We start from the raw sequence: 19,086 nt of genomic DNA, 5'->3' as shown, positions 1-19,086 counted from the left end.
GGGAGGTGTGGGAGGATGGGGAAGAAATCTGGCTCCCCACACTCCCCACGTTTTTAACCCATTTTACGACAACTAGCTGTTAAGCAATCACCAGGATATCACTGGATGTCACGACTGGAGCAGAGGTTAGGCTAGCAATCTGCTGTTGTGCAGTAGCACCATTACCATCAACATCAAAGAACAATCCACCCGTCAAATTGTTATAGATAAACCGTTGAGTGGCGGTTGTTGCAGAAGCACCCACAAAGAACTTAAGACCTGAAAGAGTACCTAAAGTTAGACCAGCACCAAAACCAGAGGCAGAAACTGCGATCGTATCAGGGGCAGAGGCAAAATCAGTGATAATATCTAAACCCTCCGCAGGATTTGAGAAGGTGAAGCGATCGCTACCAGCACCACCGGTTAAGATATCAATGCCACTACCACCGATGAGAGTATCGTTACCAGCATCACCCGCTAAGAAATCATTGCCAGCACCGCCACTGAGAATGTTGTTGCCAGCATTGCCAGTAATGATGTCGTTTTGAGCTGTACCTGTCACGTTCTCAAAGTTATTGACAGTGAAGTTGAGCGTTCCCAGAAAAGGAACATTATTCACAATCAAACTGTTGATAGCCAGATTTGCCGTAATGCTGGTACTACCCGTTGCAGTGGAGTTATTGATCGTATCGCCCAGCAGGGTAGAAGCTGTAATAGTTTCAATGCCGTTCAACTGGTCAGAACCAAATCCACCTGCTTTAGTAACAGTACCCGTAGGGCCGAGAACTATGGTTTGTCCTAGCGCACTGTAGTCTGCTGTGTCAGTTCCTGCATCACCGTTGATGATATCATTGCCCCGGCTACCACCGAACACATCATTGCCAGCACCACCAATGAGAGTGTTATTAGCATTGTTACCAGTAATACTGTCATTTTGAGCCGTACCTCTGACATTCTCAAAACCGCTGACTGTGAAGTTGAGCGTTCCTAGACCAGGAACATTATTCACAATCAGAGAATTAGTTGATAAATTAACGGTTACTGAGGTTGGACTGGTTGCATCAGATGCGTCAATCCAGTCGTTGAGTGATGAAGTTGCAAAAATTCTCTCGACTTGAACCAGTTGGTCTGTACCAAACCCAATTCCTTTTGTCACGGTTCCAGTAGACTTCAAGGTAATTGCCTGACTTAAAGCACTGTAGTCAGCGGTGTCAATCCCACTGTCACCACTCAGCACGCTGCTACCACTAGGATCTAATACGTAAAAGTAATCATTACCAATACCACCTATGAGGACATCACTGCCTGCATCATTAAACAGAATGTCATCTCCGCTTTCGCCAAACAGAATATCGTTACCAATTCCACCGAAGAGGATATCATTGCCATGACCTCCAAAAAGGTAGTCATTTCCGCCTTGTCCTAGTAGCAGGTCATTACCATCCAGACCAAAAATGTAATCATGGGTGGCTTTTCCGACCAAAAAGTCATTACCAGCAGTCCCAACAATAATGTGAACCAGCTTGAGACGGATATCACTTGATGGCGTTAGCTGATTAGCAGCTGTCAAAAATGCCTTGAAAGCCGCCGGGTCATTTGCTACCTCAGGAGCTAACTTGACAACAAACTCAGTAGCTGCATCGCTAGTGGTTGTAATAATTTCAGGAGTTGGGTAAGCCAACCTGCTTTCTTCAACAAAAGCTGGATCACTTAATAATTTGGCTAAATCAACAGCAGTTACCTTGCCCGAAAGTAATTGCTCATTCAATGTATCAAGGTTCAATATAGGTGAGGGAGCAACATCCCCAGTACTATCTACAGCGGCCTGATTTTGATCTGCCACCAATTGAAGAGATGTAGCCATGTAGTTTAATTTTCCTTGCGTTAAATATGTGCCTGGATTTGACTTCTGACACAATGCTTTATACAAATATAAATAAATCATTAAATTGTTTAAAATACATGTTTGCTGGAACACATTTAATATTGAAATTTTTGTGAAAAGATGTAAATTGAAGCATCAGCCCAGATATCAAATGACCTTGCAGCCTTACGTCTGCCTCATTAAAGCGAATCTAAAACTAATCCATTATTTTCATAAATTCATCAGCTAAGAAAACTTAGTTTCTTCTCAGGATGATGTAGTATCAGAAATTACGTCGTGTTTTAAGATTTTTCGCCAAAAACCTGATAGGCGATCGCTTCAGTTAGCTCCACCTACGCAACTAAACTTGATATAATTAGTACAAACTTGAATATTTAATCATACGAATATTGGTTTGGTTAGCAATACGCCTTCGATATCTGCAAATTATTCCGCTTATCCCACACGGCGCGGCAAGCATAAAATATTTATTGGTATGGCTCCTGGAGTAGGGAAAACCTACCGGATGCTAGAAGAGGGACATGCACTTAAACAAGAAGGAATTGATGTCATTGTTGGGCTTTTGGAAACTCACGGACGCAAGGATACGGAGGAGAAGGCAGAGGGACTGGAGATTTTACCCCGTAAGCAATATCCTCGCGGTGAGTTGACGTTAACGGATATGGATACAGATGCTATTTTAAAGCGATCGCCCCAATTAGCCTTAATCGATGAACTTGCCCATACCAACGTTCCTGGTTCCCCACGCGAAAAACGCTACGAAGATGTAGAAGTCGTTTTGGCAGCAGGTATTGATGTCTACTCCACAATGAATGTGCAACATTTGGAAAGTCTCAATGACTTAGTAGCTAGAATTACTGGTGTAGTCGTCCGTGAGCGAGTTCCTGACAGAATTCTGGATGAAGCTGATGAAATAGTGGTAGTGGATGTCACGCCGGAAACATTGCAAGAACGGTTATTAGAAGGCAAGATTTACGCACCCCAAAAAATCCAACAATCCCTTGATAATTTTTTCCAACGCCGTAACCTGATTGCTTTGCGGGAGTTAGCTTTACGCGAAGTCGCAGACAACGTAGAAGAAAATGCGATCGCTACTACCCCCAATGGACAATCCTGTAATATTCACGAGCGGGTTTTGGTGTGTGTATCCACTTATCCCAACTCAGTACAGTTGTTACGCCGGGGTGCGAGGCTGGCTAACTATATGAACGCGCCCCTTTATACCTTATTTGTTGCCGATCCAGAGCGCTTCCTCACTAAAGAGGAAAGCCTACACATCCACACTTGTGAGAAACTCTGTAACGAATTTGAAGGTACTTTTCTTCGTGTTACCAATAGTAACGTAGCTAATGCGATCGCAGAAGTCGCCGAGAAATATCGGATTACCCAAATTGTAATTGGAGAGAGTCAGCGATCGCGCTGGCAAATGCTCCTCAAAGGGTCTTTGACGCAAAAATTGGTGCGCTTGCTCAAAAATATCGATTTGCATATCATTGCCAGCGAAAAAATGGTTTCATCCAAATAAGAGATCAAATTTCCCCTTTAGGCTCCCCTTTTGGTAAATCTTGGTAACAAATGGAGTCAATCAGAACTTCCTCTCCTACCTCAAAAGCATTAACGTAGTGGAAAACGAAACCCGACTGAGCTTCCAGAAAGGTTGCAACAGGGAGGCAGCGCACTGACTCAACTTTGGATTTATTACACTATTTCCGACTCTAGGTTCTCTCAGTACCAACTCAGACATCAAATCAGGTAAGAAGCTTGTTCCCCATCTTTGGATGTCTCAGCTTGCTCTTCAGCAGCAGGTAGCCAGTTGATAAATGGTAGAGGCAACAGCGTACTAAGGTTAGTAATTATCACCAATAGCCAAAGTGACTCAAAGTTAGTTGCAGTGATCCCTAGCCAATAGGTGAGTAATGCCCCCAATGCTTGGGAAACTGTTCCTGCTGAATTAAATACCGACATCAACAAGGCAAATAACGTTGCTTCCACACCAGAGGGACAAAGCCTTGCTGCTAGAACCATGACTTGCATAAAGGCAATTTTCCCCATCACAGTGAGAATAAGACTATCGCCCAAACTAAACCAGTGGTCATCTATACCCAACAGCCGATTTGTGTGAGTCACTAACAACAGCATCGTCATCCCTAACATTGAAGAAAGGACGGTACTCCAAGCAAAAATCACGCGAAAAGGAATGCTTTTGAGGAAACGTTGAAAAATCCAAACTCCTGCTAAAGAAGCGAAACTTGTCACCAAGTTTACCCGCCCCAAAAATTCTGGTTCAAAGTGTAATTCGTTGGTAGAGAAGTAGAAAAAGGCTGATTCAGCATTTGGGGTAGCTTGCCAGATGAAGACAAAAGCCGTTGGTAGCCAAATTGTTTTTTGGGTAATAGCTTGGCGTAGCTGCTTCAGTTGATATTTGATTGGTAAAGGGTTAGTTTGATTACTCTCATTGGTATCTTTACTAACGGGAGATTCCGCAATTAACCAAGCTGCCCCTGAGACAATGAGAGGAAATAAGGCGGTAATTCCAAAGACAGTACGGGTAGTAAAGTATTGAAGCAGCAGACCGCTGAAGTATGCTGTTATTAAACCTCCGATCGCAGAAGCACCCCAGCATAAAGATTGTAGTGAACCGGCTTTTGCTTGGGATTCACCTCTGGCACGTTCCACAACTAGCGAGTCAACTATCACGTCACTCATGGCGACACTAAGAGAACCAAGAGCGATCGCTAACGTAGCTGCCCAGCTAGTATGAACTATTGTGGCCAAACTAATCCAGGAAGCAGTTCCTAGTACCCCGGATAAAATCAAGTAAGGACGACGACGATAACCAAATATAGGTAAGCCATCAGAGATAAAACCAAACACCGGCTTAATCATCCAAGGTAGGAAAACAATTCCCAATAGCGCCGACACCTGGACTGGACTCAGCAACAGTTCATCTTTGAGGAAAAAGCTCACGGCTAAACGCGATAGCCCTAAAATTCCTTGAACAAAGTAAACAGTGAGAATTGCAATTAACTCCGCATTGGGTTCATTACCCAAGAAGATTTTTTGTGTGAATGAGTCTTTGACCTTGGACAAGCCAGATGATTGAAGCACCATTCGATAAATATTTTTTAAGTTTTATCTACTTTTCTATCATACCGATTCTTAAAACCTAGGCTTTAGGATCAGTTCAATGTCAAGTTAAGTTTTTAGGCTGGGTAATGCCAATCAATATCTCTAAGCAGAAGGTAATCTAGGCATTATCTTAAGTGTTATAGAGTCGTTGCCCATAAAATAAACAGCAAAACAATTAGGGTGAGTTTACCTAAGTAAGCTCACCCTAACTTGTGTTTAATGTTGAGTTTTTGCTGGAACTTCTGAAATCTTGCCTATGGCACGCTACGCGAAGTGGAGCCTGGGAGTAAGGCATAGAGAAAATCAGGCAAATCTTACTGAGCTAGAATTGGTGTCTTTAATAAAATTGCTTTAAAGCAGTGCTATTAAAGTGGCGTAGGCATCGCTTGAGAGTGATATTCTCTTAATTATCATCAGAAGTGCAAAAGATAATTAATGTGAGCTAAAAATTGCGTTGTTTGCAAGCCACTAGACTTAAGACAATTGCAAAACTGACTTTTTCTTGGCTTGACGGGTCATAACTGAAGCAGCACCCACAAAACCAATTGCAAAAATTCCTAACATAGAAGAAGACTCAGGAACTGCTCTAATGACATTACCAGTGATACTCTTGTAGCCAGTGGCGACTGTGTGATTATCTGATTCAAAACCAGTTCCGCCAACATTGGTGAATTTAACCTGATCAAAAGTTCCGGCAACATCATAGAAGTTGATGAACGCATAGGGTTCTCCAGTATTTTGAGTTGGTGAATTAGGATTACCGTAGTAGCTGGTTTTATTTGGTAGCTTTGCGATATAACTAACCACATCAGCAGTAGTAATTCTTTCTACAAGACTACCTTTTGAATAAAATTCAAGTACGTTATTAGCGTCTCCCGCAGACCACCAAAGTCCAAAGTAACTTTGTGGATTGTTTGTCAAATCTAAGGTAGAAACCGTTTGCTTATTACCCGATCTGCTCGTATCTACATCAAAATATTTGCCTGTTCCACCAGCACCACCATATTGGTCTTTATCCACGATTAGAGTATTTGTATAGTTACCAACACCAGTCCATTGCAAGCCTGCTGCACTGTAACCTGTTGTTGAACCATCAAAATTTTGTACATTATAACTAAGAAGATTTGAGTAGTTTGCAGTTTGTTTGCCTGCATCTTCTATTGATATGGAAAAAGACGCAGCCGTTGCAGGACGGGTAATAGTAGCTAAAGACAAAACTACACTAGAAGCGATCGCAGACTTAATTAAAAGATTTTTCATTTGACAATCCTTTTTTGTTTTTTAATCTCTTGTGTTCATAGCCTCATTGTGCGATGTACTTCTAGATTCAAACATCAGAGGGATTACTATTTTTTTGATTTGACTATATCCAGATAAAAATGCAGGTTGTTAGACTTTATTTAGAGGATAATTACTGATATTATGTTCTGTGATATCTATAGCTTTATGTAAAAAATGCGAAGTTATCAGTGCTAAATTGTAAACAAGCTTCATTTATAAAAAGTGCTGTCTTGTGATTTGCAGGCAGTTTATATTTTAGGCTTATAGGTCAAGAAGGCATGAGGCATTGTGCGATGTCAAACCATTTAAAATCAGTGCTTATTCCTTGGCTGAATAGTTTTTCAACTTCAAGAACAAGATTATCTTGGTTCTTCTCTCAGGTAATTACATAACCTGCATTTTGCTGTGTAATTAACTTCACAATCTCTTGATGGCAACCGATCCATCAATTTTCACAATATATCCAGATAAGTCTCATACATTTCATAACCCTGGAATTGCTGTAATTTCAAAATTATTCTTTTGACTTCAAGGGAATACGACGTTATTCTGTCGTCTGCCTCTCACCCTTTCCCTCATAATTCGTCTTTCTCCAGTAAACTACGCCACCTGAGTTTTTTTGACATGGGTAGTAGCATGAATTAAACTACCTCTTGCAATCAACAAAAGAATCTTGAACAATGCATCCGACTGAAGAAGTTGCTGTTCCTACTCGCGTTATCGGTTTAATTAGTGGCACATCTGTCGATGGCATAGATGCTGTGTTAGTAGAGATTTCCGGTACAGAATTGGATCTTAAAGTTGAGTTACTAGCCGGTAAAACATATCCTTATCCAGCCGAACTCAGAGAAAGAATCTTGGCAGTTGGTGCAGGTGTTGCCATCTCAATGGCAGAATTAGCAGAAATAGATGATGCGATCGCCCAAGTCTTTGCCCAAGCCGCCCAAAATATTCAAATTGGTCATCAGGTAGCTACTCTCATTGGCTCTCACGGTCAGACGGTTTATCATCGACCACCCAAAGAAGGAGCAGGGGCAGTAGGGGAGCAGAGGAGCAGGGGGAGAGAAATGCTCACTTCTAATTCAGCACTTAGCACTCCTTTGGGTTATAGTCTCCAACTAGGGCGGGGTGAATTAATTGCCTATCTTACGGGCATTACAACCGTGAGCAACTTCCGCGTTGCTGATATCGCTATTGGTGGTCATGGTGCGCCTCTTGTGCCCAGAGTAGATGCCTATTTGCTCAGTCATCCGAAAGAAGGGCGTTGTATTCAAAACATTGGTGGCATTGGTAATGTAGCTTATATTCCGCCTCGGCATGGTGACTGGCTCTCAAAAATTCGCGCTTGGGATACTGGTCCAGGAAATAGTCTGTTGGATCTGGCAGTGGAGCATTTAAGCGCTGGTGCTAAAACTTACGATGAAAATGGCAATTGGGCAGCAAGTGGTACTCCTTGCCATCCTTTGGTAGAACAATGGCTCAACCAAGATTACTTTCATTTACCACCGCCCAAATCTACTGGTCGAGAGTTATTTGGTATGACTTATCTATATCAGTGTTTAAAGGATGCCCAAGAATACCAACTCAATCCTGCTGATATACTGGCAACTCTGACGGAACTGACAGCTGCTTCGATTGTTCATAGTTACCGCACTTTTTTGCCAGAAATGCCACAACGAGTACTATTATGTGGTGGTGGTAGCCGCAATCTCTATTTGAAACGTCGATTAGAGTTATTATTGGCATCAATCCCAGTATTGGCTACAGATGAAGTTGGATTAAATGCAGATTTTAAAGAAGCGATCGCTTTTGCAGTTTTAGCCTACTGGCGGCATTTGGGCATTCCTGGCAATCTACCTACTGCTACTGGGGCACCTCAAGAAGTCCTTTTGGGAGAAATTCACCAAAGTCAGTTCTGAGTTTTGAAACAGGAACAATAAAAAATTTCTTCATTCTTCACTCAGGACGGAATAAACACCCCGCTATCGCTAACAGCACTGTTATAACTGTAATCTTGGCGGTACTCGATCAAGACAGGGAATATATAAGGTGGCTCATACTTTTTTATTGGAACCAGGACGCTGGGCAATGCAAGGAAATTGGCTAGAACGAAATGGTATGCCAATTAGCGTCAAGGGTATGACCTTGGTAGCTTGGAATCGAGATAACTGGTTCACTATGGCTACAAAGCTAATATTTCCTGGTAGCGATCGCTCAGAAATCTCTCTACAATACAAAGGACGACTGCATGAGGGAGAGCGTCAGTATACCTTTTTACTACAACATAATATTTTGGGGCAAGTTGAAGGTGAAGGCTGGATTGGTCTAGATACTATTGTGCAGCGTTACTGGGTACTAGGCGATCGTCAGCGTCGTAGTGGCTTTGAAACCCTACATCGGATTTCCGAAGATAAATATTACCTAAGTAGTGGTATCTTGGCTGGTCATTTTTTAACTAACACAATGGAAGTTAGCCTAGAGCGTCAATCAACCTAAGAGCAATGACCTCACTGCTGTAAGTCTAACCTGTAAACTGAAGCCATATTGTCTAAATAACTCTAGCAACGTAATGGTTTAGCAAAGTTCAAGTTTATTTTCACCAATTTACTCAAGGCAACACATAATATCAACAAAATTAATTTATTCTCAATAAAGTTTAAAAAATATCATTAAGACTTGTTTATTGATAAAAAATAAGCGATAGCGATAGTGAGTATTCGTCCTGCTGCAAAGCAAACAAGCTAGGCACAGCGTCTCGTAGAGAGTGTCATAGCCCGTTCTAGACATCGCTTTGATCTTGCAAACTAAACCAAACGAAAAATAAGCATTTTTTCGTTGGTTCTTAATCTTGGTTGCGAGCAAGAGTAATTTTAAATGCGTTTGCCCTGCCGACTACTTAGTTGTATAGTAAAAAAGAAGTTATCAAACTTATATTCATAATCTTAAGATTTTTAACTAACTGTGTAATCAGGAGTTCAGTTTTATGAATCCTAAAGTATCCGTCATTATTCCTGCTTATAATACTGAAGCTTATATTGGGAAGGCGATACAGTCAGCCTTAGAGCAAACGCTCAGTGATATTGAAGTAATTATAGTCGATGATGGTTCAAGTGATAAAACTGTTGAAGTCGCTAAAAGTTTTATTGATCAACGCCTTAAAGTAATAGTTAATCAACAAAACCTTGGAGTTTCAGCTGCGCGTAATCGTGCCATTAAAGCAGCCGAAGGAGAATGGGTTGCTGTTCTTGATTCAGATGACTGGTATGCTCCTGAAAGATTAGAAAAACTTCTGTTGCTGGCAGAGAAAACAAATGCAGACATAATTGCTGACGATCTCTATTTAATCCACGATGGCGCAACATCTCCTTGGAGTACATTTATTCAAGAAAATGGGAAATATATAGATGAAGCTCTCCAAATCGATCTCATTTCTTTTGTAAAAAGTGCTGTCTATGGAGAACCAGCGTTGGCTTTGGGTTTAAGCAAGCCTATATTCAAACGGGAATTTTTGGTTAAGCACGGCATTCTGTACGATGAAAGTCTGAGCATGGCTGAAGATTTTTGGCTTGATGTGGAATGCCTAATCAATGGTGCCCGCTTTTTTATTGTCCCAGAACCCTATTATTTCTACCGCTCACGCCCTATTTCTCTTGTACGTCAAAGTATATTATCACGTCTAAATCAATGCAGCACAGCTACTAATTCTTTCATGCAACAAGAAAGGGTGAAAAACAATGCAGCTTTAATGCTTGCTCTATCTTATAATCTTGCATCCTATAAAAAACATCTAGCTTACTATCAAGTTGTAGTGCCTATAAAGCAAAGAAAATGGTTAACAGCATTAAGAGAAATCATAAAAAATCCGCACTTTTTTTATGTTTTTATTTCCCGGTTGAACAATATTATTAAACGTCGAATACAATACTATGTAATGGGTAATAAATCAGTTTTTGATATGTCCTATAACCTACAGAAAAAACGAAAAATAGTGAATTGATATTATTACAATTTTATGTATGAATAATACATTTTCACCTAGTTATAATTAAGTCTGAAGGTTAAAAACCTGGTCAAGCAATAAGTATCTATTGTTATCGCTACTGAAAAAAATAAAAGCAGAAGATATTTTTGCTAGAAGTAGAATGAAAGTATTAATCAAGTAAAACTTTACTTGTGAGTCATGGACCACTAAAATCACAGTTACAAATTCTAGCAAACTAGAGAACTTTTTATGTATGAGACACAAGGGCTTGGAGCTGATAAAAGCTAGCCAGGAAGCCCTTATCTCTTTTCCTGATGCTTTATTGATATTCAAAACCCTGACTCATCACTCAGTTATCATAACTCTGTAGTGAGTGTGGTAGTTCCCAATTAAGATTTTTGGCAGATGCTAGAGTTATCTATTGACTCAAAATTGGGCAAACTAAAACTACAACATAATTAAAGTGCAAAATGATATGAAGCTTCATTATCTACTCTTTCTGCTTGTTTGCTCTGGTATATTGCACCAGTTGTAATTACCATCTCTGTTGCAAACTACCACAGAATGGCTGCAATCTTCTAAAAGAGGGCTAGAAAAAGCTAGTATAACACTGCGTAAATGTACTTACTATCTTAATTAAACAAGACTTGAGGCAAAATCCTCTTCTTAAAGATAGGCAAATTTCCATCCAAGTGTACTAGCACAGAACTGTGTAGATAGAGCAACGATTGGAAATCATCCAACAGCCTATCCTATAAGCTTTTTGTTTTTTGACTTCTATTTCTGCCTTATTGTACGAATCTAGAAAGTCATTTCTGGGCGCAATAATTCAGATATCAGTTTGAATGCACTTTTTCTCCTAAACATTTACAACCTGCTTTTGGATTCAAATTCTCTATGTCAGACCCCAACATTGGTCGCTTACTCAGCAAACGCTACCAACTCCAGGAGTTAATCGGTACTGGAGCAATGGGTCGAGTTTATCGTGCTAAAGATACTTTGCTGGGAGGTGTACCTGTCGCCGTTAAGTTTCTCGCTCTATCAATTCAAAATGAAAAGATGCGATTGCAAGACCGCTTTGAGCGAGAAGCAAAAACCTGTGCTTTACTAGGGCAAAAAAGTATCCATATTGTCCGAGTTATGGACTATGGCGTAGATGAGAATAATACCCCATTCTACGTTATGGAATATTTACAAGGACAAAGCCTAAACAATATTATTCGTAAGCAACGACTGCCTTTACCAAGATTTTTGAGTATGGCGCGTCAACTAAGTCTGGGGTTACAGTGCGCTCATGATGGCATCCCAGTTGAGGGCACAATTTGCCCAATTATCCATCGGGATGTCAAGCCAAGCAATATGCTAGTGATTCAAGATCCTAGTTTCGGAGAATTGGTCAAGGTTCTAGATTTTGGTATTGCTAAGTTATTACAGTCGGATGGCGACCATACAAAATTCTATTTGGGGACATTAGCTTATTCTTCTCCCGAACAGATGGAGGGTAAGGAATTAGACAACCGTGCTGATATTTATAGTTTGGGTGTAATGATGTTTGAGATGCTGACAGGCAAAATGCCATTGGTGGCACAAACTCATTCTTTTGGAGCATGGTATAAAACACATCACTATCAAAAACCACGTTCTTTTGCTGAGGTTGCACCTGGGTTAGAACTACCAAAAGAAATCGAAAATTTAGTGATGAGTTGTCTAGCGAAGGTAGCACGCGATCGCCCTCAAAGTATCACCGAAATCTTAAGAGTTTTAGCATCTCTAGAAAAACCTGAGCATACACACAAAGTTAAGCAAGATAGCTATGCCCTAATTCCTATTACTACGGCTAGTCCTGAGCTTGAACAGAAGACTAAAGCCGATTTGCGGGCATCCTTGTCTAACGATGAAATCGCTCGTGCTATTTCCTGGCCCCAAAATAAACCAATTGCCGATATTGTGTTTCCTCAGTCCATTCAAAGCAATGGAGAGGTTTTACCAGCGCTATGGGTGATGCTACCGCAAGAAGAAATTCAGAAGCGCTTACTCTGTACCCGCTATAACCAATTTCTTTTCATCTCTATTCCCCATCCCATGTTGCTATGGATTACTGTCATTTACAACCGCAAGCATGGTGCCAAATGGTTACCTTACTACCTTGATCTTAAAACCAGTCTTGGTCAAGAAATTACCCGGTTATTACAACACACAGGTTACTACCGACTGTTGTTCTTTGCCCGAGAAACACCAAATCGGTGTACACACATCTTACCTTCCAGCGTCGCTTCTGCCCAGCGTCAACGACTGCAAGAGTGGGTTGCAATGAGCAACACATTGATGTCTTCTGCCGACCCACAAATGAGTAAAAGCTTGCTCAAAAGCGAGTACGAAAAAATTAAGCCTCAAATTCTGGCAAAACTGGAAAGCATTGATACAGATTCTCCATACGATCTTTCCAGCTAGGAATAATTTCTTAGTATTATATGTAATATATGTAGGCAAGAGCTGCTAAATCAAAGAATGTAAACTTTTATAAACAAATTATATATAAAGATGTAAGTTCTAGTTATATGTATAAAGAGTGAAAACACGAGCTGCAAAATCAGGGATGTCTAAGTTATCTCTGAATATTCTTGTGTACACATTTCAGATTTCAGAGAGTTGTAAGTTTACGCAGGTGTAATTCTCTGACTAGACAAAAGAGACAGTAAAAGAGTTTTGCTCAAGTGAACGGTAAGTTTAGCTTGCAAAGCTAAAGTTATGTTTAGACTCCAGCAGATGTGCAGCCAAAAGTTTTACTAGTTGTTAGTTGATTTATTGAATTGAATTCTTCCGCCGCTCTTTTAGAATTGTTTATCGAAGTTGACGCCCCGACATCCCCAGCTCTTTTCCTCCTTGGAACCAAGCAAGAGAAGGAGGTCGTCCACTGCGACAGTAGAACGACTCTATGCCATAGTGGAACCGGAATCTAAGCCCCACTGTTGCTTAAGAAGCTCCTGATAAGTTGCTTCGCGCACTACCATTTGCTCATAGAGCTTTACTAGAAAGTCTTTAGCTTGATCGTGGCTCATATTCTGTACTTGAGTGGCAAATGAGCATATGCTGAATTGCTGTTCCAAGGATAGTTTCATTGGTTGGTTCATATTTATTTAACTCCGAAAAAAACACGTAAAGGTGATATCGCTTGTAGAAGTCCAAATGGGATAATAATTGGACTTGTATGCGTCCAACATTTGTTCCTTCGTATTAAGAAAGATAACAATTGTTTGACACATTGCCCACATCCTAAAGTGTGGATTTTTTTTGATATGATATCTTGCACCTAATCCTGCTGATATACTACCCAAGTCAGCCGAGCCGTATTCCGGAAAATAAGCTCTGTTTGAACGAAGTGTAGATATAACTATCTCTCAACCATTTCTGCTTTGCACTGATCTCTTTTGAGGAGATAAGTAGATTTTGTCCTGAGTTTTATACGTTTTCCTGTTTGAGAAAAACATTAAGACACTCTGGCTCCACAAATAAATATGGAGGAAGCTTGGGAAGCTAGGACTTTCAGGAGGTTGAGAAATGAATGGTAATAAGCGTGAATTATAGTCGCTCTACCTTATTATGTGCAAGATGTCAATTTATCAATTTTATGCAAATTCAGCCTCATTAGGTGACTTTGGAGGCTAAAAATATTTGTATCAAATTGTAAAAACTAAAAATGCTCACACTGAACAAATTGCTGAGTATATCTACTAGATTTGTCATTTGTCATTTGTTAGTTGTCCTTTGTTTAAGGTTACTAAGCATCGACTAATGACTATTTATTCTAGTGAGACGATGACAACTGTGATGTTATCGTGCCCTCCATGCTCCTTAGCAGCTTCAATTAGAGAGATAGCGGCCTTATCAAGCCAAGGAGCATCTAAGAGACAGCTAGCAATCTTCTGTTCCACAAGTTCTTCTGTAAGACCATCACTACATAAAAGCAAGCGATCGCCAGCTTTGACATCAAGTGGTTGGACATCAATCTGATGCAAGTCTTCACGCCCCAAACAGCGCGATAATACATGACGAAAAGGATGCGATCGCGCTTCATCTAAGGTTATGTCACCGATTTTGATTGCTCGTGCAACCCAAGTGTGGTCTTCTGTTACCTGCTCTAAATGTGACTCTCGGAAGCGATACAGCCGCGAATCGCCAACATGAGCGCACCAGGGTGACTCTGGGGCGCGAAAAATTACTGCTACAACTGTTGTGCCCATATCGGCACGTTCGGGATGATTTTGCTGATCTTGCAAAATCGCTTCATTAGCACCCCACAAAGCTTGCTCTAGCAATTCTTGAGAAGATTTAGAAGATTCCCAATTTGCCAGCAAATACGCCTGAATTTCTGCCGTCGCTATACGACTTGCTTCTTCACCTCCAGCATGACCACCCATTCCATCGGCAACAACAAAAAACCGCCCTTCTGGGTCGACATAGTAAGCATCCTGATTATTAGAACGAATAAGTCCCGGATCGCTAAAACCCGTGAAATTAAGTTTCATAATTTTTTTTGCAACAATTAATACATACGATCGTAACGGTCAAGGCGCAAAAGTAGTCTGATCAGAATCACTGAAATCCCTAGTGCTATTAAACCAGGCAGCAGTGCCCACCAGACATGATTGCTAACCACTAAGATCGTAGCTGAAAGTGTGAAACCACTGATTAACAGAGCATAGCTCATTGAGAGCTGAATACTGCTCTGCCTCCGCAATAGCCGTTCAGTTTCTATAGACCGAACGCGGAGGCGCATATCTCCGCGTTCTAGCTTCTCTAGCGTATCCTCTAATCTACGTGGTAGCCCAAAGGCAGTACTACTTACCTGAGCTGCTTGACGACTTAATTCATTAATAAAGGTATTCCCCTCAGAACCATTCATATCGGTCATAAGCTGCATTGCATAAGGTTTGGCAACTTCCATAAAGTTAAACTCTGGATCTAAACCTTTGCCTACTCCTTCTAGGGTAGAAAAGGCTCGCATCACAAAAGTGAAGGTTGCTGGAAATCTAAATGGCTGATTATAAGCTATTTCATAAAGGTCGTCACTGATTGCCGCCACCGACTGATTTTCAAAGGGCTTATCCATGAAATGATCCAGCATATACTGGACGGAACGCCGCACCGGGCCCATGTCATCAGTTGGGGCGATCGCGCCTAAATCGATCAGAGACTGCACAACGCGATCGCCATCTTTTTGAGCGATGCCAAACAGTGTTTGCATCAGTCCCTCGCGCACGTTGGATTTAATCCGCCCCATCATGCCGAAATCGTAGAATATTAAAGCCCCACTTGCACTAATCGCAATATTGCCTGGGTGAGGATCGGCGTGGAAAAAACCACTATTGAGTAACTGTAGTAAGTAAGCTTGAGCGCCTTGACGAGCGATCGCCTTTCGATCTAAACCGGCTGCTTCTAAAGCTTCGTATTGGCTAATTTTAATTCCAGGGAGATATTCTAAAGTCAGCACTCTAGAACTGGCATAACGCCAAAATACTCTTGGGACATTCACCCAATCGTAGCCACGAAAATTGCGGCGAAAAGTATCGGCGTTACGACCTTCGTTAAGATAATCAATCTCTTCCCAAAGAATGCGACAACATTCTTCATAAATACCTAACCAATCTCTTCCCCGTCCCCATTTGGGATGGTTTTGAAAGTAGCGGGTAATTCCCTTGAGAATTTGTAAATCTATTTCAAATAACTTCTTTAATCCAGGACGTTGCACTTTGACGACAACCGATTCCCCAGTATGAAGCACAGCTTTGTGTACTTGCCCCAAACTAGCAGCAGCTAAAGGAATTGGTTCAAAATTATGGAAGAGTTCAGGAATTTTTTTGCCTAATTCTTTCTCAATGGTCGCTTCTACTTGCTCATAGCTAAATGCCGGTACTTTGTCTTGTAATTTGGCTAGTTCTTCTACATATTCACCAGGGAAGATATCAGCACGAGTGGAAAACAGTTGCCCAACTTTGATGAAGGTTGGGCCTAAATCCAGCAGGGTATTGCGAATCCAGACCGCTTGGGTTTTGCGTCTTGCAGCTTGCTTTACATCACTCACGCCACCCGGATAACTCCAAGATTTGTTGTATAGCCAAAGTTTGAACAATAAGGTCAAGACAAAAGACCAAATGTCCACAAAACGCCGTCTGCTAGAGTATTTTTCCCGATTCCAACGGTATGCCTTATCTGAATAACCTTGTTCCATATCCTTTGTGTACCGTTGGTTTGCAACCGAATCACTTGAAAGAGAAGACACTCTGATTCCTAAACTGTTTTTGCTTTAGTGTCATTTGTCATTTGTCATTTGTGAATAATTTTCGACCAATGACCAATGACCAATGACTAAATTTACGCAGAAGTTCTGCGATAATGTTGCAATTCTGTGCGTAACAGGGCAATTTCTGCTCGTAATTCATCAATATCTGCTTGCAAGTCACCTGAGTCAGAATTGGTTTGTCTACTACCTGTAGTAGCTTGACCAGAATTAGCTGCTTCTGCTGACCGATTTGCCCGCTCTAGGACTTCTTCTGTAAACTGGCGTAACTGCTCTCTAGCTTCTGCATCAAATTTGCCTAGATCACTCAAAGCATCGGTCAAGGCGACCTCTAAACGCTCATTAACTACTTCGGCTACTGCTCTGCCTACGAAAAAGGCTTGTACTAGTGGGTTACTCATAAATTTTTGTTACGTTGATCCGCAAGAGAATTATAACTTGCCTGTATGCTTTACGGCTTCTGCTGGGGAGTTAGAGATTTAAAGTTAGCAAAATGCCAATTCTAATCATTTGCGGAGTTTACAGACATACAAGCGACAGCTACATCGGTCTGGACTAACATATATCATGACATTTCAGTAACTCTTGATAATATTGCTCTGCTGTATTGGGTAAATAGGTTGTAATTTGCAAGGCTTGCTCTCTCAAGTTGAAACTTTGAGTAATGTTAATCTGACCGAGAAAATCTAAATCATGGGAAATAACCCAAATAGCTCCTTGATAGTCATTGATACCTACTACCATTTGTTCAACGGTTTCAATATCTAAGTTATTAGTTGGCTCATCGAGAATCAGCAGATCGATTTCTGAGATACTGATCATAGCGATCGCTAATCTTGCCAATTCACCGCCACTCAGCACAGAGGCGCTTTTGTGAACGTCATCATATTTAAAGAGAAAGTGTCCCAACTGTTGACGCAAAAGCTGATAGCTAAGATTAGCATTGGCAGCTTGCATATTTTCCAGAATTGTGTATTGACGATTTACCAATTCGTATGTTTGATCGAGATATACAGCTTTCATCGCTGGTGCGAGCAAAACCTCACCTGAGTCCAAAACTACTGTTTGGTTTTCCATTCCTAAAATAGCCTTTACCAGACTCGATTTACCAGAACCGTTTGCGCCGATAATGGCTATGCGATCGCCAGATGATATATGCAATTGAATATTTTGAATCAATAGACGTTCTGATACCCTAAGATTTGCACCCTGGATATTAATGAGATTTCGGCGCTTTTGATTTTTTTCCTCTAGCTGAATACTTGTAACTTTTGTAGTTTTGACTTTTGTCTCTGCAACCTTTTGATTAGCCTTGGCTACTGCTGCTTCATGTTTCTTTTTTGCAGTTCCAGTAGACACCTCAGCTTTGGTTTTAATTAGTCCTGCTGCCATTCTATCAATACTACCATTTAGAAACTTGGCACGACCCTTATGCTTAGATTGGGCTGCGCGTTGCTGTTCTTGCATCGCTGTAGCTTGGGTACGTTTTAGTTCCTTTCTGGCGATTTCGTGCGATCGCAATGTTGCCTCTAGCTCGATTTCTTTCTGTTCTCGATACTGAGAAAAATTTCCTCCATATACTTTCAACTCAACAGGTGTAAGTTCCCAAGTTACAGATGTTACTTGGTCTAGGAAAAAAGGTTTATGTGAGACAATTACAAACGCGCCAGTGAAATTTTGTAGAAATTGTCTTAAGCTTTCTAAGGCTTGCAAATCTATATGGTTAGTTGGCTCATCTAGCAACATCAAATTGGGCTGTTGAGATAATCCGATTGCCAGAAACAGTTTTGTTATTTCTCCACCACTCAAGTTAGTAATTGGTAGATAAAGATTAATATTTGTATCGAATTGTGTTTGCAAAATCTCCTCAATCTTCCACCATTCATCAGAGACGGAAATTAAAAAGTCAAGTACTGTCTCTGCTGTAACTTTTTGTTTAATAGTGCTTATTTGTGGCAAATAGTAGACAACACCATTACGCCAAATAGAACCTGCGTTGGGGGTAATTTGACCTGCAATTATCTTTAATAGGGTTGATTTTCCTACACCGTTGCGACCGACTAAAGCAACGCGATCGCCCGCCTCAATACTCACCTGGATTTTTTGAAACAAAGTTCTATCTAAGCTGAGTTCGTAGGCTAAATTCTCAGCTAATAATATTGATTCTTTCTGCATTATTCTCAAACCTCAATTCGCAAACTTCCGCCCGTATGTTCATAGTAATTACGGGTAAATTAGACAAAAAAAGTTAGCCGCAGACACTTGCCAAGCGGTTAAATGTAAATATGAATGATGACAATATTGTTAGTGCATGACTATGTGAAGTAACCCTGTCAAACTAGTTGCGTTTATTCTTCGTTTACATTTGTTGCTTTGGTGCAACAGGTGTTTGGTACTACTTCATTTCAGCTATCTCGTTGGAGTTGTGATGAGGTTTGATATTGACTATAGTGTAGCATGAAGGTATTTCCGAAGGCGAGGAGGCGATCGCTCGTTCTCTGTGGTAAATAAAGATTTTTAACCGCAGAGGTA

At 40.8% G+C, this 19,086-nt stretch carries 13 protein-coding genes; 5 read left to right on the top strand and 8 right to left on the bottom strand.

Annotation, left to right across the window (positions count from 1 at the left end):
• Positions 1 to 79: 79 nt before the first annotated feature.
• Positions 80 to 1,843 (bottom strand): calcium-binding protein, encoded by a 1,764-nt coding sequence (locus tag V7K69_RS18260; protein WP_335036775.1) that lies wholly within the window; start codon positions 1,841 to 1,843, stop codon positions 80 to 82.
• A gap of 415 nt (positions 1,844 to 2,258) precedes the next feature.
• Here V7K69_RS18260 and V7K69_RS18255 point away from each other — a divergent pair, with 415 nt between their 5' ends.
• Positions 2,259 to 3,389, top strand: a complete 1,131-nt coding sequence (locus V7K69_RS18255; protein WP_335036773.1) for a universal stress protein — start codon at positions 2,259 to 2,261, stop codon at positions 3,387 to 3,389.
• 218 nt (positions 3,390 to 3,607) lie between these two features.
• Here V7K69_RS18255 and V7K69_RS18250 read toward each other — a convergent pair whose 3' ends face one another.
• Together V7K69_RS18250 and V7K69_RS18245 are read right to left on the bottom strand one after the other, a co-directional pair.
• A complete protein-coding gene (locus tag V7K69_RS18250; RefSeq protein ID WP_442936157.1) occupies positions 3,608 to 4,975 on the bottom strand; it encodes a folate/biopterin family MFS transporter in 1,368 nt (455 codons plus the stop codon).
• A gap of 492 nt (positions 4,976 to 5,467) precedes the next feature.
• Complete coding sequence (locus V7K69_RS18245; protein ID WP_335036771.1) at positions 5,468 to 6,253, bottom strand: Npun_F0296 family exosortase-dependent surface protein; 786 nt, start codon at positions 6,251 to 6,253, stop codon at positions 5,468 to 5,470.
• 701 nt (positions 6,254 to 6,954) lie between these two features.
• On the opposite strand from V7K69_RS18245, the gene V7K69_RS18240 reads away from it, so the two are divergent.
• The 4 genes from V7K69_RS18240 (at position 6,955) to V7K69_RS18225 (ending at position 12,707) form a co-directional block, all read left to right on the top strand.
• The gene (locus V7K69_RS18240; RefSeq protein ID WP_335036769.1) at positions 6,955 to 8,193 is read left to right on the top strand and encodes an anhydro-N-acetylmuramic acid kinase; all 1,239 of its coding nucleotides are present in this window, start codon (positions 6,955 to 6,957) and stop codon (positions 8,191 to 8,193) included.
• A gap of 130 nt (positions 8,194 to 8,323) precedes the next feature.
• Entirely contained in the window at positions 8,324 to 8,770 is a 447-nt protein-coding gene (locus V7K69_RS18235) for a hypothetical protein (protein WP_335036767.1), read from the top strand.
• Positions 8,771 to 9,257: 487 nt separating this feature from the next.
• Entirely contained in the window at positions 9,258 to 10,271 is a 1,014-nt protein-coding gene (locus V7K69_RS18230; RefSeq protein WP_335036765.1) for a glycosyltransferase family 2 protein, read from the top strand.
• 882 nt (positions 10,272 to 11,153) lie between these two features.
• Positions 11,154 to 12,707, top strand: coding sequence for a serine/threonine-protein kinase (locus tag V7K69_RS18225; protein ID WP_335036763.1), 1,554 nt, complete (start codon positions 11,154 to 11,156; stop codon positions 12,705 to 12,707).
• Positions 12,708 to 13,189: 482 nt separating this feature from the next.
• On the opposite strand, the gene V7K69_RS18220 is transcribed toward V7K69_RS18225, so the two are convergent.
• The 5 genes from V7K69_RS18220 to abc-f all read right to left on the bottom strand — a co-directional run bounded on the left by V7K69_RS18220 (position 13,190) and on the right by abc-f (position 18,729).
• Entirely contained in the window at positions 13,190 to 13,387 is a 198-nt protein-coding gene (locus V7K69_RS18220) for an NblA/ycf18 family protein (RefSeq protein WP_335036761.1), read from the bottom strand.
• A gap of 669 nt (positions 13,388 to 14,056) precedes the next feature.
• Positions 14,057 to 14,782 carry a Stp1/IreP family PP2C-type Ser/Thr phosphatase gene (locus tag V7K69_RS18215; protein ID WP_114083576.1) on the bottom strand — a complete coding sequence of 242 codons (726 nt, stop codon included), beginning with the start codon at positions 14,780 to 14,782 and terminating at the stop codon, positions 14,057 to 14,059.
• 17 nt (positions 14,783 to 14,799) lie between these two features.
• Entirely contained in the window at positions 14,800 to 16,485 is a 1,686-nt protein-coding gene (locus V7K69_RS18210) for an ABC1 kinase family protein (RefSeq protein WP_335036932.1), read from the bottom strand.
• Positions 16,486 to 16,628: 143 nt separating this feature from the next.
• Positions 16,629 to 16,955, bottom strand: coding sequence for a DUF6825 family protein (locus V7K69_RS18205; RefSeq protein ID WP_190936844.1), 327 nt, complete (start codon positions 16,953 to 16,955; stop codon positions 16,629 to 16,631).
• Between the two features lie 154 nt (positions 16,956 to 17,109).
• On the bottom strand, positions 17,110 to 18,729 hold the full coding sequence (abc-f, locus tag V7K69_RS18200) for a ribosomal protection-like ABC-F family protein (protein WP_335036757.1): 1,620 nt from the start codon (positions 18,727 to 18,729) through the stop codon (positions 17,110 to 17,112).
• Positions 18,730 to 19,086: the final 357 nt, after the last annotated feature.

Source organism: Nostoc sp. (assembly GCF_036917775.1).
Classification (GTDB): Bacteria; Cyanobacteriota; Cyanobacteriia; order Cyanobacteriales; family Nostocaceae; genus Nostoc.
This window is presented reverse-complemented; position numbering and strand designations above follow the sequence as displayed.